Annotated in this window: 24 protein-coding genes; 10 read left to right on the top strand and 14 right to left on the bottom strand. The window is 58.8% G+C overall.

Translation table 11 applies throughout. The annotated features are described in order from the left end of the window. Positions 1-153 precede the first annotated feature (153 nt). The gene (locus tag ACR3EQ_RS07360) at positions 154-600 is read left to right on the top strand and encodes a DUF4174 domain-containing protein (protein WP_170609943.1); all 447 of its coding nucleotides are present in this window, start codon (positions 154-156) and stop codon (positions 598-600) included. Positions 601-676: 76 nt separating this feature from the next. Here the strand turns inward: ACR3EQ_RS07360 and ACR3EQ_RS07365 are convergent, their stop codons facing one another. Beyond that, positions 677-2,722 carry an acetyl-CoA carboxylase biotin carboxylase subunit gene (locus ACR3EQ_RS07365; RefSeq protein WP_170609941.1) on the bottom strand — a complete coding sequence of 682 codons (2,046 nt, stop codon included), beginning with the start codon at positions 2,720-2,722 and terminating at the stop codon, positions 677-679. 117 nt (positions 2,723-2,839) lie between these two features. Further along, complete coding sequence (locus ACR3EQ_RS07370; protein WP_170609939.1) at positions 2,840-3,043, bottom strand: hypothetical protein; 204 nt, start codon at positions 3,041-3,043, stop codon at positions 2,840-2,842. Between the two features lie 650 nt (positions 3,044-3,693). On the opposite strand from ACR3EQ_RS07370, the gene ACR3EQ_RS07375 reads away from it, so the two are divergent. After that, on the top strand, positions 3,694-4,845 hold the full coding sequence (locus ACR3EQ_RS07375) for a DcaP family trimeric outer membrane transporter (RefSeq protein WP_480490224.1): 1,152 nt from the start codon (positions 3,694-3,696) through the stop codon (positions 4,843-4,845). 74 nt (positions 4,846-4,919) lie between these two features. Here ACR3EQ_RS07375 and ACR3EQ_RS07380 read toward each other — a convergent pair whose 3' ends face one another. From ACR3EQ_RS07380 to ACR3EQ_RS07390, 3 genes are all read right to left on the bottom strand, one after another. After that, entirely contained in the window at positions 4,920-5,273 is a 354-nt protein-coding gene (locus ACR3EQ_RS07380) for a hypothetical protein (RefSeq protein WP_170609935.1), read from the bottom strand. A gap of 136 nt (positions 5,274-5,409) precedes the next feature. After that, the gene (locus ACR3EQ_RS07385) at positions 5,410-5,778 is read right to left on the bottom strand and encodes a DUF6497 family protein (protein WP_480490226.1); all 369 of its coding nucleotides are present in this window, start codon (positions 5,776-5,778) and stop codon (positions 5,410-5,412) included. A 221-nt stretch (positions 5,779-5,999) separates the two neighbouring features. After that, positions 6,000-7,532 (bottom strand): acyl-CoA carboxylase subunit beta, encoded by a 1,533-nt coding sequence (locus ACR3EQ_RS07390; RefSeq protein WP_170609933.1) that lies wholly within the window; start codon positions 7,530-7,532, stop codon positions 6,000-6,002. 182 nt (positions 7,533-7,714) lie between these two features. Between ACR3EQ_RS07390 and ACR3EQ_RS07395 the strand changes: the two genes are divergently transcribed. Further along, positions 7,715-8,920, top strand: a complete 1,206-nt coding sequence (locus ACR3EQ_RS07395) for a multidrug effflux MFS transporter (protein WP_480490229.1) — start codon at positions 7,715-7,717, stop codon at positions 8,918-8,920. 65 nt (positions 8,921-8,985) lie between these two features. Next, positions 8,986-10,386: a helix-turn-helix domain-containing protein gene (locus ACR3EQ_RS07400; RefSeq protein WP_170609929.1), complete on the top strand. Its 1,401-nt coding sequence runs from the start codon at positions 8,986-8,988 to the stop codon at positions 10,384-10,386. A gap of 84 nt (positions 10,387-10,470) precedes the next feature. Here the strand turns inward: ACR3EQ_RS07400 and ACR3EQ_RS07405 are convergent, their stop codons facing one another. The 7 genes from ACR3EQ_RS07405 to ACR3EQ_RS07435 all read right to left on the bottom strand — a co-directional run bounded on the left by ACR3EQ_RS07405 (position 10,471) and on the right by ACR3EQ_RS07435 (position 16,976). After that, complete coding sequence (locus tag ACR3EQ_RS07405; RefSeq protein ID WP_170609927.1) at positions 10,471-10,710, bottom strand: DUF465 domain-containing protein; 240 nt, start codon at positions 10,708-10,710, stop codon at positions 10,471-10,473. A 99-nt stretch (positions 10,711-10,809) separates the two neighbouring features. Continuing rightward, positions 10,810-11,460 (bottom strand): thermonuclease family protein, encoded by a 651-nt coding sequence (locus ACR3EQ_RS07410; protein ID WP_480490231.1) that lies wholly within the window; start codon positions 11,458-11,460, stop codon positions 10,810-10,812. A gap of 54 nt (positions 11,461-11,514) precedes the next feature. Continuing rightward, the gene (gene betA / locus ACR3EQ_RS07415; protein ID WP_170609923.1) at positions 11,515-13,173 is read right to left on the bottom strand and encodes a choline dehydrogenase; all 1,659 of its coding nucleotides are present in this window, start codon (positions 13,171-13,173) and stop codon (positions 11,515-11,517) included. A gap of 89 nt (positions 13,174-13,262) precedes the next feature. Next, on the bottom strand, positions 13,263-14,771 hold the full coding sequence (betC, locus tag ACR3EQ_RS07420) for a choline-sulfatase (protein WP_170609921.1): 1,509 nt from the start codon (positions 14,769-14,771) through the stop codon (positions 13,263-13,265). Beyond that, the gene (betI, locus tag ACR3EQ_RS07425; RefSeq protein ID WP_170609919.1) at positions 14,768-15,340 is read right to left on the bottom strand and encodes a choline-binding transcriptional repressor BetI; all 573 of its coding nucleotides are present in this window, start codon (positions 15,338-15,340) and stop codon (positions 14,768-14,770) included. The genes betC and betI overlap by 4 nt, the downstream gene beginning before the upstream one ends. An 87-nt stretch (positions 15,341-15,427) precedes the next feature. Then, a complete protein-coding gene (locus ACR3EQ_RS07430; protein WP_480490234.1) occupies positions 15,428-16,336 on the bottom strand; it encodes a DMT family transporter in 909 nt (302 codons plus the stop codon). Positions 16,337-16,376: 40 nt separating this feature from the next. Continuing rightward, complete coding sequence (locus ACR3EQ_RS07435; RefSeq protein WP_170816658.1) at positions 16,377-16,976, bottom strand: LysE/ArgO family amino acid transporter; 600 nt, start codon at positions 16,974-16,976, stop codon at positions 16,377-16,379. Positions 16,977-17,061: 85 nt separating this feature from the next. On the opposite strand from ACR3EQ_RS07435, the gene ACR3EQ_RS07440 reads away from it, so the two are divergent. Both ACR3EQ_RS07440 and ACR3EQ_RS07445 read left to right on the top strand, forming a co-directional pair. After that, complete coding sequence (locus ACR3EQ_RS07440) at positions 17,062-17,946, top strand: LysR family transcriptional regulator ArgP (RefSeq protein ID WP_170609913.1); 885 nt, start codon at positions 17,062-17,064, stop codon at positions 17,944-17,946. A 37-nt stretch (positions 17,947-17,983) separates the two neighbouring features. Further along, entirely contained in the window at positions 17,984-18,673 is a 690-nt protein-coding gene (locus tag ACR3EQ_RS07445; RefSeq protein ID WP_170816659.1) for a nitroreductase family protein, read from the top strand. Positions 18,674-18,745: 72 nt separating this feature from the next. Here ACR3EQ_RS07445 and ACR3EQ_RS07450 read toward each other — a convergent pair whose 3' ends face one another. Then, positions 18,746-19,486, bottom strand: a complete 741-nt coding sequence (locus ACR3EQ_RS07450) for a YebC/PmpR family DNA-binding transcriptional regulator (RefSeq protein WP_170609910.1) — start codon at positions 19,484-19,486, stop codon at positions 18,746-18,748. A 110-nt stretch (positions 19,487-19,596) separates the two neighbouring features. Here ACR3EQ_RS07450 and ACR3EQ_RS07455 point away from each other — a divergent pair, with 110 nt between their 5' ends. The 4 genes from ACR3EQ_RS07455 to ACR3EQ_RS07470 all read left to right on the top strand — a co-directional run bounded on the left by ACR3EQ_RS07455 (position 19,597) and on the right by ACR3EQ_RS07470 (position 24,723). Then, the gene (locus tag ACR3EQ_RS07455) at positions 19,597-21,369 is read left to right on the top strand and encodes an SLC13 family permease (RefSeq protein WP_170609908.1); all 1,773 of its coding nucleotides are present in this window, start codon (positions 19,597-19,599) and stop codon (positions 21,367-21,369) included. A gap of 16 nt (positions 21,370-21,385) precedes the next feature. Beyond that, complete coding sequence (locus ACR3EQ_RS07460; RefSeq protein WP_170609906.1) at positions 21,386-22,120, top strand: glutamine amidotransferase; 735 nt, start codon at positions 21,386-21,388, stop codon at positions 22,118-22,120. 72 nt (positions 22,121-22,192) lie between these two features. Next, complete coding sequence (locus tag ACR3EQ_RS07465) at positions 22,193-23,050, top strand: bile acid:sodium symporter family protein (protein ID WP_170609904.1); 858 nt, start codon at positions 22,193-22,195, stop codon at positions 23,048-23,050. Positions 23,051-23,061: 11 nt separating this feature from the next. Continuing rightward, positions 23,062-24,723 carry an FAD-binding dehydrogenase gene (locus ACR3EQ_RS07470; protein ID WP_480490237.1) on the top strand — a complete coding sequence of 554 codons (1,662 nt, stop codon included), beginning with the start codon at positions 23,062-23,064 and terminating at the stop codon, positions 24,721-24,723. A gap of 4 nt (positions 24,724-24,727) precedes the next feature. Here the strand turns inward: ACR3EQ_RS07470 and ACR3EQ_RS07475 are convergent, their stop codons facing one another. Beyond that, positions 24,728-25,474, bottom strand: coding sequence for a YbaY family lipoprotein (locus ACR3EQ_RS07475; RefSeq protein ID WP_170609901.1), 747 nt, complete (start codon positions 25,472-25,474; stop codon positions 24,728-24,730). Positions 25,475-25,491 lie beyond the last annotated feature (17 nt).

The following is a 25,491-nucleotide window of genomic DNA, read 5'->3' on the forward strand; positions in this document are numbered from 1 at the left end:
TTATCAATTCGGTGCGCGGCCGGTTTGCGACAGCACGCGTATGTTCAATCCCGCCCTTCAATCCGGCCCGGGCGCGGAAAATTGAGCGTTGAGTGCAAATCGCTGGTCGCAATCGCCTGCACAGTGGCTATATTCATTGGAACAGGAGGCCATATGACACGCACGCTTGCCCTTGTTTTCTCGGCACTATTCCCGCTGGCCGCGCTGGCCGCCGATGGCACAGCACCAGCAGATGACAGTTTTGTCCGACCCGCTGGCGACAGCGAACTGGACGAATTCCTATGGGTCAGCCGACCCATCGTTGTCTTTGCCGATACACCTGCCGATCCACGGTTCCAGCAACAGATCGACATGCTGCTGGAAGGTGAAGACGCCATGCGCGACCGCGACGTTATCGTGCTGACGGATACCGATCCCAAGGCGCGGTCGCCCATTCGGTCACAACTGCGCCCGCGTGGATTCCAGATGGTGTTTGTCGACAAGGACGGGGTCGTGAAACTGCGCAAACCCAGCCCGTGGAGCGTGCGCGAGATTGGCCGGTCCATCGACAAGACCCCCTTGCGCGAACGCGAGATTCGCGAGCGGCGCGAGGGCGGCTGAGAACTTTCGCCAAGCCCATTGGCCCCGGCGATGATCGCCGGTGGCCCTTGGAGATATGACAAAAGCGCAGCCATGGTCACTCGAATTCCATGATCACGTCGTCCACGGCGAGACTGTCGCCGGGACCTGCGTTGATCTTCGAGACCACGCCTTTTTTCTCGGCGCGAAGGATGTTCTCCATCTTCATCGCCTCGACGGTGCACAGCGCCTGACCTTCCTGAACTTCCTGCCCCACTTCGACGTCGATCTTCACGATCAGGCCGGGCATCGGGCACAGCAGCATTTTCGAAGTATCCGGCGGCAGTTTTTCCGGCATCAGCCTGGCCAGTTTGGCCTGACGCGGCGTGCGCACGTGCACCTTGATATCCGCGCCCCGGTTTCGGATGCGGAACCCGCCCGAAACCTTGCCCACCTTCAGCACCAATGGATTGCCATCCACATCCAGTACTGCCAGTTGATCACCAGGCGTCCAGTCTGAGGACACACGGTGCACGGTGCCATCCGCGAAGCTCACCGTTGAACCTCCGGGGTCGGCGGCAATCGTTGTGTCAAACTCCTGCCCCTGCAACGTCACCGTCCATTCGGTGCCAACCTTGCGTTCGTGGTTGTCCATCCGGCCCGATACGCGGGTACGGCGAATTTCGGCAACCCGGTGCATGGCAGAACACGAGGCCGCGATCCGCCGCAACTCGACCTCGGGCAGTTGAACCCCATCGAAGCCGTCTGGATATTCTTCAGCAATAAACGCTGTGGTCATGTCGCCGCTGACGAATTTCGGGTGATCCATGACAGCAGACAGGAACGGCAGGTTGTGGCCGATGCCTTCAACCTCGAAACTGTCCAGCGCCACGCGCATCGCCTCAATCGCCTGCTCACGGGTTGGTGCCCAGGTGCAGAGCTTTGCGATCATCGGGTCGTAATACATGCTGATCTCGCCGCCCTCATAGACGCCGGTATCATTGCGCACTGCAGCCTCGCCCGAGGGGGCCTCACCCTGCCATTTGTCATTGACCAGCAACGGACCGGCTGCGACTTCCTGCGGCGGACGATAGCGAGTCAGACGGCCAATCGACGGCAGGAAGTTGCGATACGGATCCTCGGCATAAAGACGGTTTTCGATCGCCCAGCCTGTCAGGGTCACGTCATCCTGCGTAATCGATAGCGTCTCACCTGCGGCCACGCGGATCATCTGTTCCACCAGATCGACGCCGGTAATCAGTTCCGTCACCGGGTGTTCCACCTGCAAACGGGTGTTCATTTCGAGGAAGTAGAAATTCTTTTCCCCATCGACGATGAATTCCACAGTGCCCGCACTGGCGTAGTTCACGGCCTTTGCCAGCGCGACCGCCTGTTCCCCCATCGCCTTGCGTGTTTCGGGATCAAGGAACGGCGACGGTGCCTCTTCCACCACTTTCTGGTTCCGGCGCTGGATCGAACATTCGCGTTCGCCCAGATAGATGCCGTTACCATGGCTGTCGCAAAGAACCTGAATTTCGATGTGCCGCGGCTGGGTCACGAATTTCTCGATGAAAATTCGGTCGTCGCCGAAGGAATTGGCCGCTTCGTTCTTGGACGACTGGAAACCCTCGCGCGCTTCTTCGTCATTCCATGCAATCCGCATCCCTTTGCCGCCACCACCGGCACTGGCTTTGATCATGACGGGATAGCCGATGTCGTTCGAGATCTTGACCGCCTCGTCGGCATCTTCGATCAGCCCCATGTAACCGGGAACCGTCGAAACACCGGCGTCCTGCGCGATCTTCTTCGAGGTGATCTTGTCACCCATGCTTTCGATGGCACCCACCGGGGGGCCGACAAAAGCGACGCCTTCGGCCTCAAGCGCTTCGGCGAATTTCGAGTTCTCGGACAAGAAGCCATAGCCGGGATGGACCGCCTGTGCACCGCTTTGACGGATGGCATCCATCACCTTGTCGATCACGATGTAGGACTGGTTCGCCGGTGGCGGTCCGATATGCACCGCCTCATCAGCCATCGAAACGTGCAACGCGTTCTTGTCGGCGTCAGAATAAATGGCGACCGTACCGATACCCATCTTGCGAGCGGTCTTGATGACCCGGCAGGCGATCTCGCCCCGGTTGGCGATCAGGATCTTGTTGAACATGAGACGTCCTTTGGCTTGGTGTTCTGAAAATGCAAAACGCCGCCGCAGGGGACTCCCCCCGCGACGGCGTTCTGCATGATGGCGGACGGGGCGGAACGCGCCCCGAAAAGCTTTGAGTTAGTCGCAGGTACCCTGCGACTTGCAATACAGTACGTTGCCCGCGGCACCGACCGCAGCGCCGACGACCGGGTTTGCGTCCAGAACGACCGCGCCCAGGGCGCCCGCTCCGCCGCCGATGACCGCTTGTTCGCCGGTGGTTTCGCCACAGGCCGCAAGGCCTGCGCAGGCCGCGACCACAAGGAAGATGCGTGAGGTTTGCATGGTTTCTGCCCCTTCAGATTTCTTGGTTTCCTTGCGGCCAGATGCCGGAAGCCCGCATTGTTATGCAATAACAACGGCGGCAACCAAACTTTTTGCGCAGTTTTTTGCCGCTTGTTGCCTACTGTCTGAGAAAAGAAAAACGCGGGCAGGATATTGTGGGGAACACAAGCCTGCCCGCGATAGGAAGGGGTACGGAATAGTAGGTGCTTGTGCGACGCAGGCAAAGTAGAGCCGCACGGCCCTTCCACCATGCACGGCACAATCCCGGCGGCAAACAAAGTATTGTTTCCACCCCGAATACCGGCTGGATTTTGCCCATCCTGCGTAATGCCGCGCAATTTCGCGCCGACAAGACCTTTGCCGTATCCATATTCCAGCACACCAGAAGGTGTCACATTCCTGTGACAGACCTGGCTTCCAAGTGCGATTTGGGCAAAAGGCAAATCACGAACGCCTTGGAATTCGAAAGCCAAATTTTCTCTCGATTTCCGTGCGTTACGACCCTCTTTCACCCACACGTGAAGGTGCTTGGGATTTCCCGCACGATTGCTTGAGAAATCGGGCCCATTTTGTCCCGTTGTCGTGATTTCCATCGGATTTTGGGACGTGGAACTGTGCTTGTGCACACTCGCATACAAGGAAATACCCAAATGATAATAAAGAGAAAAACGGCCCTTCTGCTCGCCGTCTCGGCGCTCGGATTCAGCGGATTGAAGGCCAACGCCCAGGATGCTCAGACCCAGGCCGAACTGGATGCCCTGCGCGCCCGTGTCGAAGCGCTGGAGGCCGCCAAATCCGGTGCCGGGACCGGCGATCTGAGGATCGGCAACACCACTCTGGACGTCTACGGATATATCAAGGCCGATTTCTTCTACGACTTCGACTACGACCAGGGTGACACCGCCTTCGTAAACAACATCGGTGAGCCTGCAAACGAGACCAGTGGCACATTCGGCGCGACTGTTCGTCAGTCCCGAATCGGGCTGCGTACCAGCACGCCTTCCGGTATCGGCGAAATCGGAGGTCAGCTGGAACTGGATCTGTTCGCCTCGGGCGGAGCGGCTGAACTGCGCCTGCGCCATGCCAATATCACGATCGGAGATAGCTGGCTGATCGGTCAGTACTGGACCAATTTCCAGCCGCTGGACACCTATCCGACCTCGGTTGAATTCAACGGTCCTGTCGGTATCCCATTCGCTCGTGTGCCACAGGTGCGCTACTCCAATACCCTTGGGTCCAACACCACATTCTCGGCTTCGATAGAAGAGAACGTCAGCGCGTCCAATTCGAGAAATCCTGTTTTCACCGGTGCCATCGAGTACGACGACGGCACATATATTGCCCGCGCATCCGCCCTCTATGGCAAGGCCGAATCCGGCACGGTCGAAGTCGATCAGACAGGCTTTACCCTCTCGGGCTCGGTCCGGCCGTGGCAGGGGGGGCTGTTTCAGGTCAACTACGTAGACGGTGAGGCGCTTGGCCCCTACCTGATCGGCCTGGGTGATGCCATCGTCAACGGCCGGGCAAATGACGTCGACGGCTATACCATCGAGTTCCGCCAGCACATTGGTACGAAATGGAATGTCGGTATCGCCTACGGTCGCGAAGATTACGATCTGCCCACCTCGACCGGCACGTTGTCCTTCACCGAGCTTGAGACGATCCATGTGAACGCCTTTTACCAGGCAACCGACAACCTGACATTCAGCGCCGAATACTTCTTTGGCGAACGGAACGATGCCCCCACTGGCCGGACGTTTGACGGCGACCGGGTCCAACTGGCGGCGCAGTTGAACTTCTGACATCCCATACCGGCCCTGCCCGGCTTCGGGCAGGGTTTTCCCTTGGCGGATATGGGACATGGCGGCAAACACGATCAGCGCACCCCGTCGAAGATTTCAGGAAAGGAATGGCGCGCGACGTCCAGATCAATCACCAGCAACGCGTCGTAGCTGGCAGGGTCGAACGGGTCTTCTGCCGCAATTACTTCGCGCCCGAACAGCCAGCTCAGCCGCCCTGCGTCCAAATTGCCACGCTCAAACGGCTGGTCACCGAAATGTTCCCACAACGCTTCCATGAACGCCGCGTCCGCGCGCCGGTCCGCTGGTTTGCGATCCCGGAAACGCTCGCGCCGGGTCAGAGGCGTTACACCTTTGGGGTTGGCGCGCCGGATGACGAACTGGAAATCGGTGCCGGACAGACGGCCGGGGAAACCACGATGTTTCAGCATACCTGAACCTCGGCCATCAACATGTTGAAAAAGACACAGGACTTACATCCAACCAGAGCTGGTTTCATTGCGCGCACCTCCACGGTCGCCGGTTTTTTCTGAAACGCACTGATGTCATGAAAATCACCGATCACGATCAGAGCCCTTCCCAGATACACCGGGAATCCTCCAACCGGTAGGCCTCGAAAAACTGCGTTGCGTCGGGCGCGGCATTACCGAATTCGGTGGCGCGGTCGGAAAAGGAAATCACGACGAGGGCCGGCTCAAGTTCATGCTTCGCCACATAGGGAACCGCCAGGATTTCACAAAGATGCGCCATATCGGCCGACGCCACATCATAACCGATCCGCCCAACTGTCGAACCGATCTTGGGCGCGATGAAGCGAAACCTCAGCCACAATTCACCTGGGTTATTGTCCAGCAGAACATCGCTCAGCTCGACCGGCTGACCTGACGGGACAGGCAGAAGGCTTTGGGCCAAAACTTCCGCAGGGGATGCAAGCAATGCGCCAGCTAAAACAAATGCGCGACCCCAGCCCTGCCAGTGGCAGGCTCCTCTCTCCGGGGTCGCGGGCGCAGCGTTGACACGCCGCGCTAATCTGTTTTTGGCTGGTTGTTCCATAAACCTGTTTCGGCCTCAAAGTCGGATTTTCAGCTTCGCAATCGTTCCGCCATCAAATTCGGCAGACCGGCGCCAATTCGAGGTGGGCCGCCCCACCCCGGCCATCAAAGCGGGATATTGTCGTGCTTTTTCCACGGGTTCTTCAGCTTCTTGTTCCGCAAACTCGCAAATGCCCGCGAGACACGGCGACGCGTAGAGTGTGGCATGATCACTTCGTCAATAAATCCGCGCTCGGCCGCGACGAACGGATTGGCAAAGCGATCCTCGTAATCCTGCGTATGCTGCGCGATCTTGTCCGCGTCGCCCAGATCAGCGCGGTGAATGATTTCGGTCGCGCCCTTGGCGCCCATCACTGCGATCTCGGCTGTCGGCCAGGCGTAATTGAAATCGCCACGCAAGTGCTTCGACGCCATCACGTCATAGGCTCCGCCGTAAGCCTTGCGCGTGATGACGGTTACTTTCGGAACCGTTGCCTCGCCATAGGCGAACAGAAGCTTTGCGCCGTGTTTGATCACGCCGCCATATTCCTGGCTGGTGCCGGGCAGGAAACCGGGAACGTCGACAAGTGTCAGGATCGGAATTTCAAAACAATCACAGAAGCGCACGAACCGTGCGGCCTTGCGCGAGCTGTCAATGTCCAGACATCCGGCCAGAACCATCGGCTGGTTGGCCACGACGCCAACGGTCTGCCCCTCAAGCCGGATGAAACCGGTGATGATATTCTTCGCGAAATCCTCCTGGATTTCGTAGAAATCACCCTCATCCGCGACCTTCGCGATCAGTTCCTTCATGTCGTAGGGCGTGTTCGGGTTGTCCGGAACCAACGTATCCAGCGAAGATTCAATGCGATCGGGTTCGTCAAAGAACGGACGCACGGGCGGCTTTTCGCGGTTGTTGAGCGGCAGGAAATCAACCAGACGGCGCACTTCGGCCAGCGCCTCGACATCGTTTTCAAATGCACCGTCGGCAACCGAAGACTTCTTTGTATGAGTAGACGCACCACCCAACTCTTCCGCCGTCACGACCTCGTTCGTTACGGTTTTTACTACGTCGGGACCGGTTACGAACATGTAGGAAGTGTCTTTGACCATGAAGATAAAGTCGGTCATCGCCGGGCTATAGACCGCGCCGCCCGCACAGGGCCCCATGATTACGCTGATCTGCGGCACGACACCTGAGGCCATAATGTTACGCTGGAACACTTCGGCGTAACCCGCCAGTGACGCAACACCTTCTTGAATACGCGCTCCACCCGAGTCGTTGATACCGATCACCGGGGCTCCGTTCTGCACTGCCATATCCATGATCTTGCAGATCTTCTGTGCGTGGGTTTCAGACAGCGAGCCGCCAAAAACCGTGAAGTCCTGACTGAACACATAGACCATGCGACCGTTGATTGTGCCCCATCCGGTCACAACACCGTCACCCGCAGGTTTCTGATTTTCCATCCCGAAATCAGTGCAACGATGGCTGACGAACATATCGAATTCTTCAAAGCTGTCTTCGTCCAGTAGCAACTCGATCCGCTCGCGTGCCGTCAGTTTGCCCCGCGCATGCTGCGCATCGATCCGCTTTTGCCCACCGCCCAGCCGCGCATCGTTACGGCGATCTTCAAGCTCGGAAAGGATGTCTTTCATGACGATAACCCCTGTAAAATTTCGCCGGACCTTATACGGAGTCATGCAAGGACCAAAGCAACTTTCGGCAAATTTGCAAACTATTGGCAATCAAGTCATTGAATAGTGTAAATTTGCTAATTTTTCGATTGGCGCTGCGAGGCCGATGGTAATCTCATCTGCGCCCCCTATACATGCACATCATGCAATTCAGCTCGACCTCGGTGCGCAGATCGCCGCCTTCAATCACAACACTGGTCATCCTATCGGGGCTTTCGGCCCTGAGCATGAATCTGTTTCTGCCCAGCCTGCCCAACATGGCAGAGTATTTTGAGACGGAATACCGGGTGATGCAGTTGTCGATTGCCCTGTATCTGCTGATAAATGCGGTGCTGCAGATACTGATTGGCCCAATAGCGGACAAGTCCGGGCGCAGGCCCGTTATGCTGTGGGGGCTCGGGCTTTTTTTGCTGGCGACTTTAGGCTGCATCTATGCCCCGAATGTCGAGATTTTCCTGGCGTTTCGAATGTCTCAGGCCGTTGTCGTGGTCGGGATGGTCCTCAGCCGAGCCGCCGTTCGCGACCTTTACGAACAGGACAAAGCCGCCTCGATGATTGGATATGTCACCATGGGCATGGCGGTCGTTCCGATGATCGGTCCAGCAATTGGCGGCATCCTGGAAGAGGTCTTTGGCTGGAAAGCCAACTTCTGGTTTCCTTTTCTGGTGGGCGCTCTTGCGATCTGGCTGACCTATTCGGATTTCGGTGAAACCAGCATCAAAAGCGGCAAGACACTGTTGCAGCAGTTTCGGGAATACCCGGAACTTCTCACGTCTCCGCGGTTCTGGGGATACTCTCTGTCCTCCGCGTTTTCGTCTGGCGCGTTCTTTGCTTATCTCGGCGGCGCCCCCTTCATCGGAACCGAGGTCTTTGGCATGACCGCGGCAGAAATCGGCATCTATTTCGGCGCGCCAGCACTTGGCTATTTCTTCGGCAACTTCCTGAGCGGGCGCTACTCGGTTCGCTTTGGCATCAACAAGATGGTTTTGTGGGGAAGCTGGCTGAACGCGCTTGGTGTATTCCTGTCTGCTCTACTGTTCCTGGCCGGCTTGGGAACCGCCATCAGTTTCTTCGGGTTTATGACATTTGTTGGCGTCGGCAACGGCATGGCGATCCCCAATGCAACATCCGGCTCGCTGTCCGTTCGCCCCCATCTGGCCGCAACAGCATCCGGTCTGAGCGGAGCGATCATGCTTGGCGGCGGCGCAGCGCTGAGCGCACTTGCGGGCGCGCTTCTGACACAGGAAACCGGCGCAATGCCGTTGCTTTGGCTAATGCTCACAACCGCGGTTCTGGCCATCGCAGCCATCAGCCTTGTCATTTGGCGGGAACGACAGCTGGGTCTTTGAACTTTCTTGCACGCAGCGGTTTGCAAAGTTAGCCTGCGCTGAAAGAAAAGTTGCAAAGACACGCCATGGCCACTCAAAAGCTCTATGCCGGCGCAAAGCTGCGCGAAATGCGCACGCGCCTGACCCTGACGCAAAAGGAATTCGCAACCAAGCTTGGCGTTTCCCTGCCCTATCTAAACCAGATGGAGAACAACAACCGACCGATCTCGACAACGGTTGTTCTGGCTCTGGCGCAAGAATTCGGGATGGATGTCACCGAGCTCAGCACCGGTGACAGCGAACGGCTGGTGTCGGATATGCGCGAAGCGCTCGCCGACCCGGTCTTCGACGACGCAATGCCCCCTCTTGCCGACTTGCGACTGACTGCATCGAACGCGCCGGCGCTGGCACGTGCCTTCATTGCATTGCACCGCACGTATCGCCAGACGCACGAACGGCTGGCCTCGCTGGACGAGGCCCTGGGGCGCGAGGATTCCCGAATTCAGGCCAGCCCCTGGGAAGAGGTGCGCGATTTCTTCCACTATTGCGACAACTATATCGACGCTGTTGACCGGGCCGCCGAACGGTTTTCAACACGCGCGGAAGAAGCCGGAGGCATACGCGCCGCAGCCCTCAACAGCCTGTCCGAGCGGGGCATCCGTGTCGAGTTCACGGACATCTCGGAAACGCGCAAATATGACATAGCAAGCAAAACGCTTTCTCTGTCTTCACGCGCCGCGCCGCAAACGCAGGTCTTTCAGTTGCTGCTGCAGGTTGCGCTGATTTCTCAGGACAAACTACTTGAAGCAACCCTGGATTTCGCCCGCTTCCAAAGTGACGAAGCCCGCGCCATCGCCAAAATCGGGCTTGCGAACTACTTTGCCGGGGCTTCCCTGATGCCCTACGGTGCCTTCTTGGCCGCCGCGCAAGAGGATCGCCACGATCTGGAATTGCTCAGCATCAGATTCGGCGCATCGATCGAACAGGTTGCCCACCGCCTGTCCACTTTGCAACGGCCCGGAGCCAAAGGCATCCCCTTCTTTTTTGTTCGCGTGGATCAGGCCGGAACGATCACCAAACGCCATTCAGCCACACGACTGCAATTTGCGCGCTTCGGCGGCGCCTGCCCGCTGTGGAATGTCCACCGCGCATTCGAAACGCCAGGTCATTTCCTTCTTCAACTTGCCGAAACGCCGGACGGAGTGCGTTATATCTCCCTGGCACGCGACGTATCGAAATCCGGCGGTTCATTCGGGGCCCCGGTGCGCCGCTACGCCATTGCACTGGGGTGCGAAGTGCGTCACGCGCAGGCTCTGGTCTATGCCGACAACCTGGATATCAGCAATGCCAGCGCCTATGAACCGATCGGGATTTCCTGCCGGATTTGCGAACGTCAAACCTGTCACCAAAGGTCCGTTCCCCCGCTGGAACGCAGGCTGACAATCGACGCCCATACCCGAGGAACGCTGCCCTACGAAGTCACCTGAAACTTTCCCCGGGATCTTCATCTGGCAAAAAATATCCCGGGGGAGTCGCGGCCTGCCGCGACGGGGGCAGAGCCCCCGATTGGGTCAGTTTTTCGAAAGGATCGCCCAGATTTCATCCTTCAAGGCCGCGCGCTTCTTGCGCAACTCAACTTCAGCCAGTTCCTCCATCGGCTCGACATTGGTCTCGGCCCGATGCACGGTCCGGTTGATCTCATGATATTCGTCCGACAGCCGGGCAAAATGCGCGTCGGACTGCTTGAGTTGGCTCATCACTTCGACCTTTTCCGGAAACTCTTCGGCCAGTTCATGTGGTGTGTGAGACATTCGTGTAAGCTCCTCGAAATGTTGTTGTCCCCACGGATAAACATGTTCCGGCGATACCGCTTTGACCCGGATCAAATTGGCGACATCAAAAGGCTGGATTCACCGCTTTGCAGGTCGCCAACTCGCCAAACGCGCCGCCCTGGCGTCACAGAACCAACGCTCGCCCTTTGCCTTGTTGATCTTTGTCGCCGTATAGAAAGCCTGCCCGGACACGTGGTAAATCTTTTCTCCACTAGGCGAGATATTTCCCTTGATCTGGCACGTTTCCTGCCGGGGCAAACCTGCGGTCCCGGCGCGGTGCACCCAGGGCACCGGAATCACTGTTGCGTGCAGACCCTTCTTTTCCTTCGCGGCCCTCTGTTCAATCGGCACATATTCGCGGGAGTATTTGCGATACGCAAAGGCCAGCCCATCCTCGACCAGCGTAAGCGCTGCATCGCTCCCCGCTACATAACAACGAGCAACCACACGGCCATACCTGTCCCGATCCACCGGTTCACAGAAGGCCGGTCGCCCATCGAACCTTTGTCGTGCAACCTGCGTTGCCCACGCGCCACAGCGCCATTCGACACCTTGCGCGTCACGACATGTCGGATCCAATTCGGGGGCGTCAATTCCAGACAGACGAATCCTGACCCCACCGACATCCCACGTATCCGCGTCCACGACCCGCACAGTCCCGGTTGGCCGGTCAGCGGCCAGAACCATCTGCGGCAGCATCAGAACAAAACACAAACAAAGTCTTAACATACCCCCGATATGCCCCTGACCAGCGACGCATTCAACGGGGTATGTTAAGAAACGTTAACGCTGAGCGGTCTCCCACTCGGGATGGACCCATGGCCGGTCATTCGAACTAGGCAACGCATCCTTGCCCAGCAGGTGATCCGACATTTTCTCGCCCACCATGATCGATGGCGCATTCAGGTTTCCGTTGGTGATTTGCGGGAAAATCGAACTGTCCGCGACCCGCAGACCATCTACACCAATCACACGCCCCTGCGGGTCGACGACAGCGTTCTTGTCGTCTGCCCGCCCCATACGGCATGTCCCGCAAGGGTGATACGCACTTTCGGCATGTTCGGCGATGAATTCGTTCAATTCCTCGTCGGACTGAACGCTGGCTCCGGGCTGGATCTCTTTGCCCGCATAGGGTTTGAAAGCGTCCTGACCGAAGATCTCGCGGGTCAGGCGGATGCAGGTGCGGAAGTCCGCCCAATCCTCTTCGTGGCTCATGTAATTGAAGCGAATGACCGGCGCGTCCTCGGCACGGGCCGAGCGCAGCGTTATCGCCCCGCGCGAAGGTGAGCGCATGGGACCGACATGCGCTTGGAAACCATGCCCCTCGGCCGCGGTCTGCCCGTCGTAGCGCACGGCGATCGGCAGGAAATGATACTGGATATCCGGATACCGCACACCGGGTTTCGAGCGAATGAACGCAGCACTTTCAAACTGGTTCGAGGCACCCAGACCCGTTTTAGTAAACAGCCACTGGGCACCGATCAGCCCTTTGCTGAACAGGTTCCAGTGCTTGTACAGCGTGATCGGCTGCAGCGATGCCTGCTGGATATACAGTTCCAGATGATCCTGCAGGTTAGCCCCAACCCCGGGGCGATCCGCGACTACGCCGATCCCATGTTCAGCCAGATGTGCCGCGGGTCCGATACCGGACAACATCAGCAGCTTGGGCGAGTTTATCGAAGATGCGGCCAGAACCACCTCACGCCGGGCACGAATGATCTCCTTTTTGCCGCGTCGGACCAATTCGACGCCCATGGCGCGGCCGTTTTCCATTACGACACGTGTCGCAAGGCCACGCAGGATGTCGCAGTTATCCCGTTTGAGAGCTGGCTTCAGATAGGCATTCGCAGCAGACCAGCGCCGTCCTTTCCAGACGGTCTGCTCCATCGGGCCGAACCCTTCCTGTTTTTCACCGTTATAGTCGCCGGTAACCTGGTATCCCGCCTGTTGCCCGGCATCGACAAAGGCCTGGAACAGTGGATTTTCGCGCGGGCCACGCGACACGTGCAGCGGCCCGTCAGTGCCGCGCCACGTCGGATCGCCCCCATGCCCGCCATCGTGCCAGGATTCCATTCGTTTGAAATACGGCAGGACATCCGCATAGGACCACCCATCAGCGCCCATTTCCGACCAGGTGTCGTAGTCATGGGCATGACCGCGTACATAGACCATACCGTTGATCGACGACGATCCGCCAATCACCTTGCCGCGCGGACAGGCCAGCCGGCGGTTGTTCAGATGCGGCTCGGGTTCGGAACTGTAGCCCCAGTCATAGCGCGACATGTTCATCGGATAGCTGAGTGCGGCGGGCATCTGGATGAACGGTCCCGCATCGGTGCCACCATGCTCGATCACCAGGACCGAAGCCCCGGCCTCGCTGAGGCGATAGGCCATCGCGCACCCTGCGGATCCTGCACCCACAATGACAAAATCTGCTTCCATTTTCAGGTCTCCTGTTCCCGCCGGGCCAAGGTTTTTCGTTGAAAAACCCAATTGCCTCCGGCGGGAGTATTTTCAAAAAGATGAAGAGGTTATTCGCCGCGCGGGAAGCGGGCGTTTTCCTCGACGATATTCAGATCCATGTGATTGCGCATGTAACGCTCCGATGCTTTTTGCAGCGGCTGGTAATCCCACGGATAATATCCCCCCTGCCGCAACGCCTCGTACACGACCCAGCGGCGCGCCTGACTGGCTCGCACGTCTGCGTCGAAACGATCCAGATCCCAGCGCGCCTCGGATTTCGCGCGCAGGGTTTGCAGTGTGCCAGCGTGTTCGGGGTTCAAGGCAAGGTTGGTCAGTTCGTGCGGATCGGCCTCAAGGTCGAACAGTTGATCCGGGTCCAGTGTGCAGCGGTTGTATTTCCACTTGCCGTAGCGCAATGAGACAAGCGGCGCATATGATGCTTCGGCCGCGTATTCCATGGCCACGGGCGCGGTGCGCTCGCCGCCCTGAGCCAAGGGAACAAGGTTCTCGCCGTCGGTCCAGGGCGCGATCTCATCCATGTCGACGCCAGCCAGAGCGCCCAGCGTCGGTGTCACGTCGATGGTCGATACCGGGGCGTCGATACGCCCTGTTGGAAGATCAGGGGCCGAGATCATCAGCGGCACCCGTGCCGAGCCTTCGTAGAAGTTCATTTTGAACCACAGGCCCCGCTCGCCCAGCATGTCGCCGTGGTCTGAGACGAACATGATGATCGCCTCTTGCCGCGTCGTTTCCAGCACCTCGATGATCTCGCCGATCTTGTCGTCAAGATAGGTGATGTTGGCGAAATAGGCGCGTCGGGATTTGCGGATGTCTTCTTCGGTAATGTCGAAACTGCGCCAGTCATTGGCATCGAAGATCCGTTTTGCGTGCGGATCCTGATTGTCGTAGCCGATATCGGCGATCTCTGGCAGAAGATGCTCGCAATCCTCGTAGAGATCCCAGTACTTGCGCCGGGCAACATAGGGGTCGTGCGGGTGGGTGAAGCTGACGGTCACGCACCAGGGGCGGTCGTCTTTGCCGCGCGCCAGATCGTAAAGCTTGGCTTTGGCGTTGTAGGCAACCTCGTCATCATACTCCATCTGGTTCGATATTTCGGCCACGCCTGCGCCAGTCACCGAACCCATGTTGTGATACCACCAGTCTATTCGCTCGCCGGGTTTGCGATAGTCCGGTGTCCAGCCGAAATCGGCCGGGTAGATGTCAGTGGTCAGGCGATCCTCAAACCCATGCATTTGGTCGGGACCGACGAAGTGCATCTTGCCGGACAGGCAGGTGTAGTAACCTGCGCGACGAAGGTGATGCGCGTAGGTGGGAATATCGCTACGGAACTCGGCCGCGTTATCGTAAACACCGGTGCGCGAAGGCAACTGGCCGGACATGAAACTGGCCCGACCGGGCGCACAAAGGGGCGACGCGGTATAGGCATTTGCAAAACGGGTCGAACGCGCGGCCAGTTTCTTGAGGTTGGGCGCATGCAGCCAGTCCGCGGGACCATCGGGAAAGAGGGTTCCGTTCAGCTGATCCACCATCAGGATCAGAATGTTCGGCTTTGTCATTTTTCAGCCTCGAGCAAAGTGTTGAGGACACGCATTGCGTGGTTAACGGCCAGTTGCGGCTCTTCCGGTGCGCTCAGCGCCGCGCGGATATACAGCCCGTCGATCAGGGCAATCATGTTCTCGGCAGCTTCAACCGGGTCACTCATCAGCGGTCGCAGGCTGTCGATCAGATTGGATCTGATCCGCGACTGGTAGATTTGCCAGAGACGCAACGCATCGTCATTGGTTTGCGCCAGAACATAAAAGGTCATCCAGGCAGCGATCACATCAGGTGTGAAACACGAGGGTGCAAAGCATGCCCGGATAATGGCCTGCGGTCTTTCCCCTGCTTCCGCGCCTTTCAGTTGCTCGCGGGCTTCGGCACCGAAATCGGATAGAATGCGGCGCATGGCGGCCAGAAATATCTGATCCTTGCCGCCGAAATAGTGATGCGCCAACGCGCTGGACATGCCCGCCCGTTTGGCGATCTGGCTGACGGTCACGTCGAGGGACTTTTTCAGACCAAGCTCGGCAATCGTCGCGCGGACGATTGCATCCCGACGGATCGGTTCCATTCCGAGTTTTGGCATGCCTACCTCTCAGCAGCTGGGTTTACCAAACGCTAAGGGGGTTTTATTGACTCGTCAATCAATAACGTTCAGGCCGAGCGAGCGGCGTCAGTATTTCGGGCCGACACCCGGTGGCGTTACGGCACTGCGGTTCAGGACCGCTTCGCGCCATGAGATGAAACTGACGGCAGCGAGGATCAGCGTTCCGCCAGCAACCACCCAGACATCAACCCGTTCATGAAATACCAGTGCGCCCATCAAAGTTGCCCAGATCAGTTGCAGGAACGTGACCGGCTGGGTTACCGCAACAGGTGCCGCCTGCAGGGCCAGCGTCATGAAGTATTGACCGGCTGTCGCAAAACAGGCGATCAGAAACAATACACCCAAATCGTGCAGGCTGGGCGGGGTCCAGACGGCATAGGCAAACGGGATCAGGGCGATTGTAACCCAGATTGACAAGTGCGCGACCACGACCGAAGGCGGGATATCCCGGACCAGAAGCTTGGCCAACAGGTAAGACCCGCCAAGAGTCAGCGCCGTTCCCAACATAGCGACATGGCCTGGCGAAACCTCTCGAAACCCGGGGCGCAGAATGATCAGAACCCCCATCAGGGCAACCAAAATTGCGGCAATCCTGCGAAATGCCAGCTTTTCCCCCAGAAACAGCGCGGCGCCCAGCGTGACGTAAATCGGTGTCATGTAGTTCATCGCCGTCACTTCGGCTAAAGGGATCTGGGTCATGGCAAAGAACCAAAGCATGACCGCCACGGCGTGGATAATCCCCCGCAGCCCGAACAAAGTCAGGTCTCTTTTGGTCAGATGCGTTGCCATGATCGTTCGCAAGGCAGGCAGCAGAAACACCAAACCAAGCGCATACCTCAGAAAGGCCGCCTGTATCGGATCCATGGACGAGCCAAGGGTCTTCACCAGGGCCGTCATCATGACAAAGGACAGCCCGGCGGAGAACATCCAGAACATACCTGCGATCGGGCGGATGGATACTGCTGCTGTTGTCATGTCAGTGGTTGAACACCGAAACCGGCGGCGGGACAACCCTTCACATCGCAACAAGTTTCAGTGCAATGGCCAACATGATGATCCCGATCACCACATCAAGAATTTGCCATGCCCGGGGGCGGGTGAAAATGGGCGACAAGATCCGCGCGCCATATCCCAGTGAAAAGAAGAAAACAAAGCTGGAAAGCATGGCTCCGACCGCAAATCCCAGTCGGTCGTCATACTGCGCCGATATCGACCCGATCAGAACAACCGTATCCAGATATACATGCGGGTTGAGCCATGTGAAGGCCAGAACGGCCAGCAAAGCCGCCCGCAGGCTGGTACGGTGCCCATTTCCCACCTCCATCACTGCGCCGCCACGCCAGGCCGACAGCAGGCTGCGCAGGCCGTACCATGTCAGGAAGGTGGCTCCACCATACCGCATTACCGGCTCGAACCAGGGCGCGGCCTGCGCCAGCGAGCCAAACCCGGCGACACCGGCGGCGATCAGTACGGCGTCCGAGACGGCGCAGGTCAGACAAAGGGTGAAGACATGTTCGCGACGCAAACCCTGCCGCAGGACAAAGGCGTTTTGGGCGCCAATGGCCAGGATCAGGCTAAAGCCCAAGGCAAAACCGGCGATCAGAGATGTGGACATGAAACCTCCTGCGTTCCGACCGTTGACTAAAACCAACAAGGCGATCTATCAAATTAAAGATGTTGATCCAGATTAAGCGCAGCTAATGCTGCTGGACCCCAACCACCTGTCCGCCCTGTCGGCAATTCTGCGTCACGGCAGTTTCGAAGCGGCTGCTTCCGAGCTGGCCGTTACGCCCTCGGCCATTTCACAACGGATCAAAGCGCTGGAAGACCGCGTCGGTGCCGCTTTGATCAACCGCGGCACGCCCTGCTCGGGTACGCCTGCAGGTATTCGCATCGCCCGGCACGCTGAGGACATCAGCCTTCTTGAGGCGCAGTTGTCCCGCGAACTGACCCTTAAGCAGGGTCCGGAACCAGCAAGAGTACGCATCGCCATTCCGGCGGACACTCTTGCGACATGGTTCATTGATGCGATGGCGCAGACGCGGGGTATTTTGTTTGATCTGGTCGTGGATGATCAGGACCATTCGGCAGAATGGCTCAGGCGCGGCGAGGTCAGTGCGGCGATCACCGTGGGCGGACAGCCCGTGACCGGATGCGATACCACACCGCTAGGCGTCTTGCGCTATCTGCCGACAGCCAGTCCCGCTTTCATGGCGAAGTGGTTTCCGAATGGTGTCGACGCGACGTCACTGGCGCGGGCCACGTGTCTGACGTTCAACAGAAAGGACAATTTGCAGAAGATTTGGATTGCCCGCCAATTCAGCGGTCGGATTTCACCGCCGTCGCACTATCTGCCGTCCTCGCACGGGTTTGTCGACGCAGCCTTGGCCGGGTTGGGTTGGGGCATGAACCCTGAGACGCTGGTCCGTCCGGCGATTGCCGCAGGGCGGTTGCAGGAAGTCATTCCAGACACGCCTTTGGACATCCCGCTCAGCTGGCAGGTGGGCCGTGTACTGGCGCCAGCCTTGAAACCCTTAACCAAAGCGGTCAGACAAGCCGCCGCCCAGTGGTTGATCCCGGAATAACCACGTCAAACAAAGATTAAATACCCCGAGGAATACTATGTTTTCACGTGATAGACTCAACTACACCCCACTACCGCTGCCGGACCGCAGCGATATGACAGACGCTGAAATGGCAACGGCAGCCGAAAGCTTTTATGACGTCATGCGCAAGCGCCACACGGTCCGCGACTATTGCGATCGAACGGTTCCGCGCGCGGTGATTGAAAGTTGCATCCGCACTGCGGGAACGGCCCCGTCCGGCGCCAACCATCAGCCATGGCATTTCGTGGCCGTATCTGACCCGGGGCTCAAACAGCGCATCCGGGAGGAGGCCGAGGAGGAGGAACGCCGGTTCTATGCAGGCGGTGCTGGTGATGAGTGGATCAAGGCGCTGGAGCCGATCGGGACAAACGATGTCAAGGAACACCTCACCGTCGCCCCCTGGCTGATTGTCGTCTTCGCCCAGCGTTGGGGGCAGTTCGATGACGGTACCCGGTACAAGAATTACTACGTCCCAGAAAGCGTCAACATCGCCACCGGGTTTCTGCTGGCGGCGCTGCACCACGCCGGGCTCAGCACTTTAACACACACCCCTAACCCCATGCGTTTTCTCAATGATGCACTGAACCGACCTGCTTCCGAAAAACCGACAATGATCATCGCAGTGGGCCATCCCGCTGCAGACGCGACCGTCCCGTCCGTTGCAAAACTAAAGAAACCGCTGGAAGACATCTCGTCATTCTTCTGACAACCCGTCAGACCGAGGGCACAAAAAAACCCGGCCTGACGGGCCGGGTTTTTCAATCAGTCATACGACGCCTTACAGCTGCGCCATGACCTCGTCCGAGGCCTCGAAATTGGTGGTGACGCGTTGCACGTCATCGTCATCTTCCAGCGCATCAACCAGTTTCATCAGCTTTTGCATGTCCTCAAGGCCCAACTCGGTCGTTGTTGTGGGCTTCCAGACCAGCTTGGTCGACTCGGTCTCGCCCAGCGCGGCCTCAAGCGCGTTGGACACGTCGTTCAGATCGGTATCCGCGCACCAGATGATGTGCCCGTCGTCCGAGCTTTCGACGTCTTCGGCACCCGCCTCGATGGCCGCTTCAAAGATGGTGTCCGCGTCACCTGCCGAGGCCGGGTAGACCACTTCGCCCTTGCGGTCGAACATGAAGCCGACCGACCCGGTCTCGCCCAGGTTTCCACCGTTCTTCGAAAAGGTCGAGCGGACGGTCGATGCGGTCCGGTTGCGGTTGTCGGTCATCGTTTCAACGATGACGGCCACGCCGTTGGGGCCATAACCTTCATACCGGATTTCTTCGTAATCGTCGCCCTCGCCCGCCTGCGATTTCTTGATGGCGCGGTCGATCACATCCTTGGGAACCGAGTTCGACTTGGCCTCTTTCACCGCCAGACGCAGGCGCGGGTTCTTGTCAGGGTCGGGATCGCCCATCTTGGCGGCAACGGTGATTTCTTTCGACAGCTTGGAAAACAGTTTGGACCGCGCGGCGTCCTGACGCCCCTTGCGGTGCTGGATGTTGGCCCATTTGGAATGGCCTGCCATGTTGCGTCCTCGTGATAGTGATTGCGTATTCGGCGCTCATATAGACGGTTGCAGGGCCTAGGATCAAGAGAGCGGCTTGTCCAACCCGTAAGCGTGGGTATGGTGGCCTCATGACGACTGACCAGATCATTCTATTCGCACTTTTCATAACCGTATTTGCACTGCTTCTGTGGGGCAGGTTCCGATACGATCTGGTCGCGTTCTCGGCGCTTCTGATCGGTGTTGTGCTGGGCGTTGTGCCCGTTGACAATGCCTTTTCAGGCTTCGGCCATCCGGCCACGATCATCGTTGCGCTGGTCCTTGTGGTCTCAGCCGGGTTGGTGCGGTCTGGCGCGGTGTTCCTGATCACCCGCACCCTGGTCGATGCTTCGCGCGGACTTGGCGCCCATATCGCGCTGATGGGCGGGATCGGGGCCGTGCTGTCTGCCTTTATGAACAACGTCGCGGCGCTGGCGCTGCTGATGCCGGTGGATATTCAGACCGCCCGCAAGGCGGGCCGATCGGTCGGGCTAAGCCTGATGCCGCTAAGTTTTGCCACGATTCTGGGCGGCATGGCCACGCTGATCGGCACCCCGCCCAACATCATCATTGCATCGATCCGGGCTGAAACACTTGGCGAGCCGTTCCACATGTTCGATTTCGCCCCCGTTGGCGGGTTGGCCGCGATTGCCGGGCTGGCCTTTGTTGCGCTGATCGGATGGCGACTGATCCCGGACCGGGGGCCGCAGACGGATACCTCCGAAGCGTTGGCCGAGTACATCGCCGAACTCACTGTTCCGCCCGAGTCCCCTCAAATCGGCAAACGGGTCAGTGAGCTTTACGAGGTGGCGGAAAAATCGGACGTCGCCATCATCGGGCTGATCCGGGATGGCAAACGCCGTTATGGCCGATCCACCCATGCCACGCTGCACGAGGGCGACGCGCTGGTACTTGAGGCGCGACCTGAGGCGTTGGATGAGTTCCGCACGGCGCTCAACCTGGATTTCTCGGACACGCGGCGACAGGAGTTGCTGACCGCCGAAGGCGACGGGTTGGAAGTGATCGAAGTCGTCGCCCCCGAAAGCGCCCGCATCACGGGCCGTACAGCGCAAGGGCTGGGCCTTGCCTGGCGGCAGAGTACCGTACTGATGGGCATTTCGCGTCAAGGCCGCAACATCACCGAACAGGTCCGGAAGACCCAGGTTGAAGCGGGTGACATCCTGCTTCTGCTTTGCCCACGGGATCGGGGGGCGGACGTTACTGAATGGCTCGGCTGTCTTCCGCTGGCCACGCGCGGGCTGAATGTCACGGCAAACGACAAAGCGTGGCTTGCCATCGGACTTTTCGCCGCCGCCGTACTGGCTGCCAGCGTCGGTCTGATCTACCTGCCGATTGCCCTGGGACTGGTCGTCGTCGCCTATGTATTGACCAAAATCATGCCGATTGCCGATATCTACAACCATATTGAATGGCCGGTCGTTGTCCTGCTGGGTTCCATGATCCCGTTGGGCAGTGCGTTGGAATCTTCAGGCGGCACCGAATTGATCGCAAACGCGCTTATACAACTGACAAACGGCTTGCCGGCCTGGGCCATTCTGACCGTGCTGATGATCGTCACAATGACCCTTTCGGATGTTCTGAACAACACGGCAACAGCCATCGTTGCGGCCCCTGTCGGCATCCAGATGGCCCGAACGCTTGAAGTGTCGCCGGATCCGTTCCTGATGACAGTCGCAGTTGCCGCCTCGGCTGCGTTCCTGACGCCCATCGGGCATAAGAACAACACACTGGTTCTTGGGCCGGGCGGATATCGTTTCGGCGACTATTGGCGCATGGGCCTGCCGCTGGAGATCCTGATTATCGCGGTTTCGGTTCCAGCCATACTTGTGTTCTGGCCGCTTTGACGGGTAAGGGCAGAACATGAAACGCTTTTTGATCCTGCAACTGCGCCCTGAAACTGATGCATCGGACGCCGAGTACGCCTCGATTCTCGACAAAACCGGGCTTCACGCGGACCAGACCCATCGCATCCGGCTGGATTGCGAGACTTTGCCCGAGGGGCTTAGTGTTTCGGACTACGCGGGCATTATCGTGGGGGGAGGTCCTGGCTGCGTCAGTGACGATCCGGCTTCGAAATCGCCGCTGGATGCTCGTATCGAAAACACCATCATGGGATTGATGCCGCAGATCACCGCGTTGGATCATCCCTTTATGGGCTGTTGTTACGGGTTGGGCATTCTGGCCGCACATCTGGGGGGCGACGTCAGCAAGAACCGCTTTGGCGAGCCGGTCGGCCCTTCGATCTGCCGCCTGACCGAGGCCGGCGCGGCCGACCCGCTGACCGCAGGTCTGCAATCAGAATTCGAAGCCTTTGTTGGCCACAAGGAAGCCGTCCAGAACCTGCCGGATGGTTGCGTGCATCTGGTGGCTTCGGACCCCTGCCCGTTCCAGATGATCCGATGGGGGCAAAACGTTTATGCCACGCAGTTCCACCCCGAGGCGGATGCAGGGGACTTTGAACAGCGCATCAACATCTACAAAGACCACGGTTATTTCCCGCCAGAAGATGCGCAAACGCTGATCGATCTGTGCCACGCCGCCGACGTTACCCAACCCGGCGAAATCCTGCGGCGGTTCGCTCAGCGCTATGGCTGACCCAACGACGTGGTTGCCTGATCCGTCGCCCCTCGCATAGGTTGATCCGAACAGCTTTGGGAGGAGTTGTTCTTGGATCTGCTCATCAATGTCGGCCTGCCCGTTTCGTTGGCCATCATCATGCTGTCTCTTGGTATCGGACTGGAGGCGGCCGATTTCCGTCGCGTGCTAAGCCGACGGTATCCGTTCGCGATCGGTGCCTTGTCTCAGGTAGTTTTGCTGCCCGTCACCGCTTTTGCCGTCGTCAAGCTGTTCGCCTTGCCGCCCGCAATCGCAGTCGGTTTCATGTTGCTGAGCTTTTGTCCCGGCGGCGTGACCAGCAACATCCTGTCCCGGCTTGCCAGGGGCGATGTCGCGCTATCCGTCAGTCTGACCGCCGTAATCAGCCTGTTGTCCATCGTGACCGTGCCCGTACTGGCCGCATGGTCAATTAGCCATTTCATGGCCGAGGATGCGCCCGAGGTGTCGATCAGCGGACTGGCCATCGCCATGTTTCTGATCACCACCCTGCCCGTGGCAATTGGTGTCGGCCTGCGCCATTTTGCAACCGGGTTTGCCGACTGGGTCGAACCTGCGCTGGCCAAAACCGCTACTATCCTATTCATCCTGATCGTCATCGCCGCCCTTGCCGGAAACTGGCAGTTGTTCATCGACAACCTCGGCATCATGGGTGCGGGGCTAGTCACACTGAACCTGGCGCTGCTGCTGATCGGACTGGGGCTGGCGCGTGCGGCCAATCTGTCGTGGAATGAAAGCAAGACGATTTCCATCGAAACCGGCATTCAGAACTCGACACTGGGTATCACGCTGGCGGCCTTGATCACTGGAACAGAAAGCGGGTTCAGCCCGCTGGCCCTGCCCTCGGCCGTTTATGGCATCACAATGTATTTCGTGGCTCTTCCGTTTCTCGTCTGGTTCCGCAACCGCTGAAAGGACATTTCATGACCAACAATACTGCAGATGCAATTGTCGTTGGCGGCGGTCTTGCCGGTCTGGCAGCGGCGGCGGAACTTGGCGACCGCGGCAAGAAAGTGATCATCGTTGATCAGGAACCTGAACACTTTCTGGGCGGTCAGGCGTTCTGGAGCCTTGGCGGATTGTTCATGGTCGACACGCCCGAGCAACGCCGCATGGGCATCCGCGACTGTCAGGATCTTGCCCTGCGCGATTGGATGGGCAGTGCGCAGTTTGACCGTGACGATGACCTCTGGCCCCGCAAATGGGCAGAAGCCTATGTCGAGTTTGCCGCTGGCGAGATGCGCCCGTGGTTGCATCATATGGGCCTGCGCTGGTTTCCGGTGGTGGGCTGGGCCGAACGCGGCGGATCTTTCGCGGATGGACATGGAAATTCGGTCCCGCGCTTTCACATTACATGGGGCACCGGACCGGGCGTGCTGGAACACTTCATCCGCCGGGTGCATGAACATGTCAGCGCCGGGTTGATCCGGTTGGAATTCCGCCATCAGGTCAGCCACATCATCATGCAGTACGGCGCGGCCAAAGGCGTTTCGGGCGAGGTTCTGGCCGACGACGACGCCCAGCGCGGTGGTAAGACCAACCGTGACGAGGTTGGCGAGTTCGAGTTCTATGCGCCATCAATCATCGTCACGTCCGGCGGCATTGGCGGCAACTTCGAAATGGTGCGCAAAAGCTGGCCGCGCGAGCGTCTGGGCGCCCCGCCGCAGGACATGGTTGCGGGCGTTCCCTTTCACGTCGATGGCCGGATGATCCCGATCAGCGAAAAGGCGGGCGGGCATGTCATCAACGGCGACCGGATGTGGCACTACACCGAGGGCGTGCGGAACTGGGATCCGATCTGGCCAGCCCACGGAATCCGCATTCTGCCCGGCCCCAGCTCAATGTGGTTCGATGCCAAGGGCAACCGGATGGAACCGCCCTGCCTGCCGGGTTTCGACACTCTGGGCACGCTGCGCGAAATCCTGAAAACTGGGTACGAATACAGCTGGTTTGTCCTGACCCAGAAAGTGATCAAGAAGGAATTTGCCCTTTCGGGGTCCGAGCAGAACCCGGACTTCACCTCGGGCAGTTGGAAAGAGGTGATCCGTCAACGTGTCCTGTCCGGCTCAAAAGCCACCGGGCCGGTCGAGGCGTTCAAGGAAAAGGGCGAGGATTTCGTCGTTGCCAACACCCTGACCGAACTGGTGCGGGGCATGAACCATCTGGGCGATGACCTGATTGACGAAGCTCACTTGCGCGCCCAGATCGAAGCGCGGGATTCGCAGGTCGACAACCCGTTCTCGAAGGATGCACAGATGATGGCGATCCTGGCGGCGCGCAACTATCGCGGCGACCGGCTGATCCGCACGGCCAAGCCGCACAAGTTCCTTGATCCTTCAAACGGGCCACTGGTCGCCGTCAAACTGCATGTTCTGACACGCAAGACGCTGGGCGGTCTGCAAACCAATCTGGACAGCCAGATGATCGGCGCAGACGGGCAGACCGTGCCCGGCCTTTTCGCCGCCGGCGAGGTCGCGGGATTTGGCGGCGGCGGCTATCACGGATACAACGCGCTGGAAGGCACGTTTCTGGGTGGTTGCATTTTCTCAGGCCGCAACGCAGGACGGTCCCGGGCCGTGGCCTGAGGATCTATTTTGCGCGGTTTAGCTGCACGACCGGTTCGCCGGCACTGTTCAGAAAATTCAGCGTGTCGCCTTTGAACGCAAAGGTGGTCACGTCCTGCAGTGCCTGGAAGAACTCCCGCTCGACCTCATCCTGTGGCGGTGGGCAAGCCCGCAGTGTGGCCGCCATGTTGTCAGGAAAAGCGATATCGGTGCCGGCTATCTCTGCCTGACCGGAAAAGCGATTGCATCCGCCGCTGCCAGAAAAACTGCCATCTTCAGCAAATGTTATTTCGGGGAATTTGTCCGTTTCCAGAACCGCACCGTTCAGACCCATCGCCACCCAGGTCGACCCTTGCAAAGCTTCCGCGCCCTGTGGGCGGGCCTGCACCAGCAAAAGGTCTGCGGTGTTACCAGCGTCTCCGGTCAACACGGGATAAGCGGTATCGGTGGTGAACAATAACTTGTCGCCCAGAAAAATCGATCCACGGACGACATAGCGCATTTCATCACGGATCAGCGCGTCATCGTAAGCCAGTTCGTATGTCGCCGGTACACCATCAAGGGCAAAACGCTGAGAGGCGAGCGTAAGCGCCGGGGCATCCGCACGCGAAACATCCTGCAATTGCACATAGAGGGTCGCATTGGGCGGAACCGCTATCCGTTCGCGATATGTGGCGGTTCCGGTCAGAGTTCCGGCGGAACTCTGACTGCCAAGCAGGGTCAAAAATACTGCGCAGGCGACGATGACCTGCCCGATCCTGGGAAAAGGCATTGTTCTGTCCTTGCTTT

Source organism: Ruegeria sp. AN11 (assembly GCF_056536005.1).

Coding starts and splice junctions, on each gene's coding strand:
- ACR3EQ_RS07360 (WP_170609943.1), top strand. CDS start 154: ATGACACGCACGCTTGCCCTTGTTTTCTCGGCACTATTCCCGCTGGCC.
- ACR3EQ_RS07365 (WP_170609941.1), bottom strand. CDS start 2,722: ATGTTCAACAAGATCCTGATCGCCAACCGGGGCGAGATCGCCTGCCGG.
- ACR3EQ_RS07370 (WP_170609939.1), bottom strand. CDS start 3,043: ATGCAAACCTCACGCATCTTCCTTGTGGTCGCGGCCTGCGCAGGCCTT.
- ACR3EQ_RS07375 (WP_480490224.1), top strand. CDS start 3,694: ATGATAATAAAGAGAAAAACGGCCCTTCTGCTCGCCGTCTCGGCGCTC.
- ACR3EQ_RS07380 (WP_170609935.1), bottom strand. CDS start 5,273: ATGCTGAAACATCGTGGTTTCCCCGGCCGTCTGTCCGGCACCGATTTC.
- ACR3EQ_RS07390 (WP_170609933.1), bottom strand. CDS start 7,532: ATGAAAGACATCCTTTCCGAGCTTGAAGATCGCCGTAACGATGCGCGG.
- ACR3EQ_RS07395 (WP_480490229.1), top strand. CDS start 7,715: ATGCAATTCAGCTCGACCTCGGTGCGCAGATCGCCGCCTTCAATCACA.
- ACR3EQ_RS07400 (WP_170609929.1), top strand. CDS start 8,986: ATGGCCACTCAAAAGCTCTATGCCGGCGCAAAGCTGCGCGAAATGCGC.
- ACR3EQ_RS07405 (WP_170609927.1), bottom strand. CDS start 10,710: ATGTCTCACACACCACATGAACTGGCCGAAGAGTTTCCGGAAAAGGTC.
- ACR3EQ_RS07410 (WP_480490231.1), bottom strand. CDS start 11,460: ATGTTAAGACTTTGTTTGTGTTTTGTTCTGATGCTGCCGCAGATGGTT.
- betA (WP_170609923.1), bottom strand. CDS start 13,173: ATGGAAGCAGATTTTGTCATTGTGGGTGCAGGATCCGCAGGGTGCGCG.
- betC (WP_170609921.1), bottom strand. CDS start 14,771: ATGACAAAGCCGAACATTCTGATCCTGATGGTGGATCAGCTGAACGGA.
- betI (WP_170609919.1), bottom strand. CDS start 15,340: ATGCCAAAACTCGGAATGGAACCGATCCGTCGGGATGCAATCGTCCGC.
- ACR3EQ_RS07430 (WP_480490234.1), bottom strand. CDS start 16,336: ATGACAACAGCAGCAGTATCCATCCGCCCGATCGCAGGTATGTTCTGG.
- ACR3EQ_RS07435 (WP_170816658.1), bottom strand. CDS start 16,976: ATGTCCACATCTCTGATCGCCGGTTTTGCCTTGGGCTTTAGCCTGATC.
- ACR3EQ_RS07440 (WP_170609913.1), top strand. CDS start 17,062: ATGCTGCTGGACCCCAACCACCTGTCCGCCCTGTCGGCAATTCTGCGT.
- ACR3EQ_RS07445 (WP_170816659.1), top strand. CDS start 17,984: ATGTTTTCACGTGATAGACTCAACTACACCCCACTACCGCTGCCGGAC.
- ACR3EQ_RS07450 (WP_170609910.1), bottom strand. CDS start 19,486: ATGGCAGGCCATTCCAAATGGGCCAACATCCAGCACCGCAAGGGGCGT.
- ACR3EQ_RS07455 (WP_170609908.1), top strand. CDS start 19,597: ATGACGACTGACCAGATCATTCTATTCGCACTTTTCATAACCGTATTT.
- ACR3EQ_RS07460 (WP_170609906.1), top strand. CDS start 21,386: ATGAAACGCTTTTTGATCCTGCAACTGCGCCCTGAAACTGATGCATCG.
- ACR3EQ_RS07470 (WP_480490237.1), top strand. CDS start 23,062: ATGACCAACAATACTGCAGATGCAATTGTCGTTGGCGGCGGTCTTGCC.
- ACR3EQ_RS07475 (WP_170609901.1), bottom strand. CDS start 25,474: ATGCCTTTTCCCAGGATCGGGCAGGTCATCGTCGCCTGCGCAGTATTT.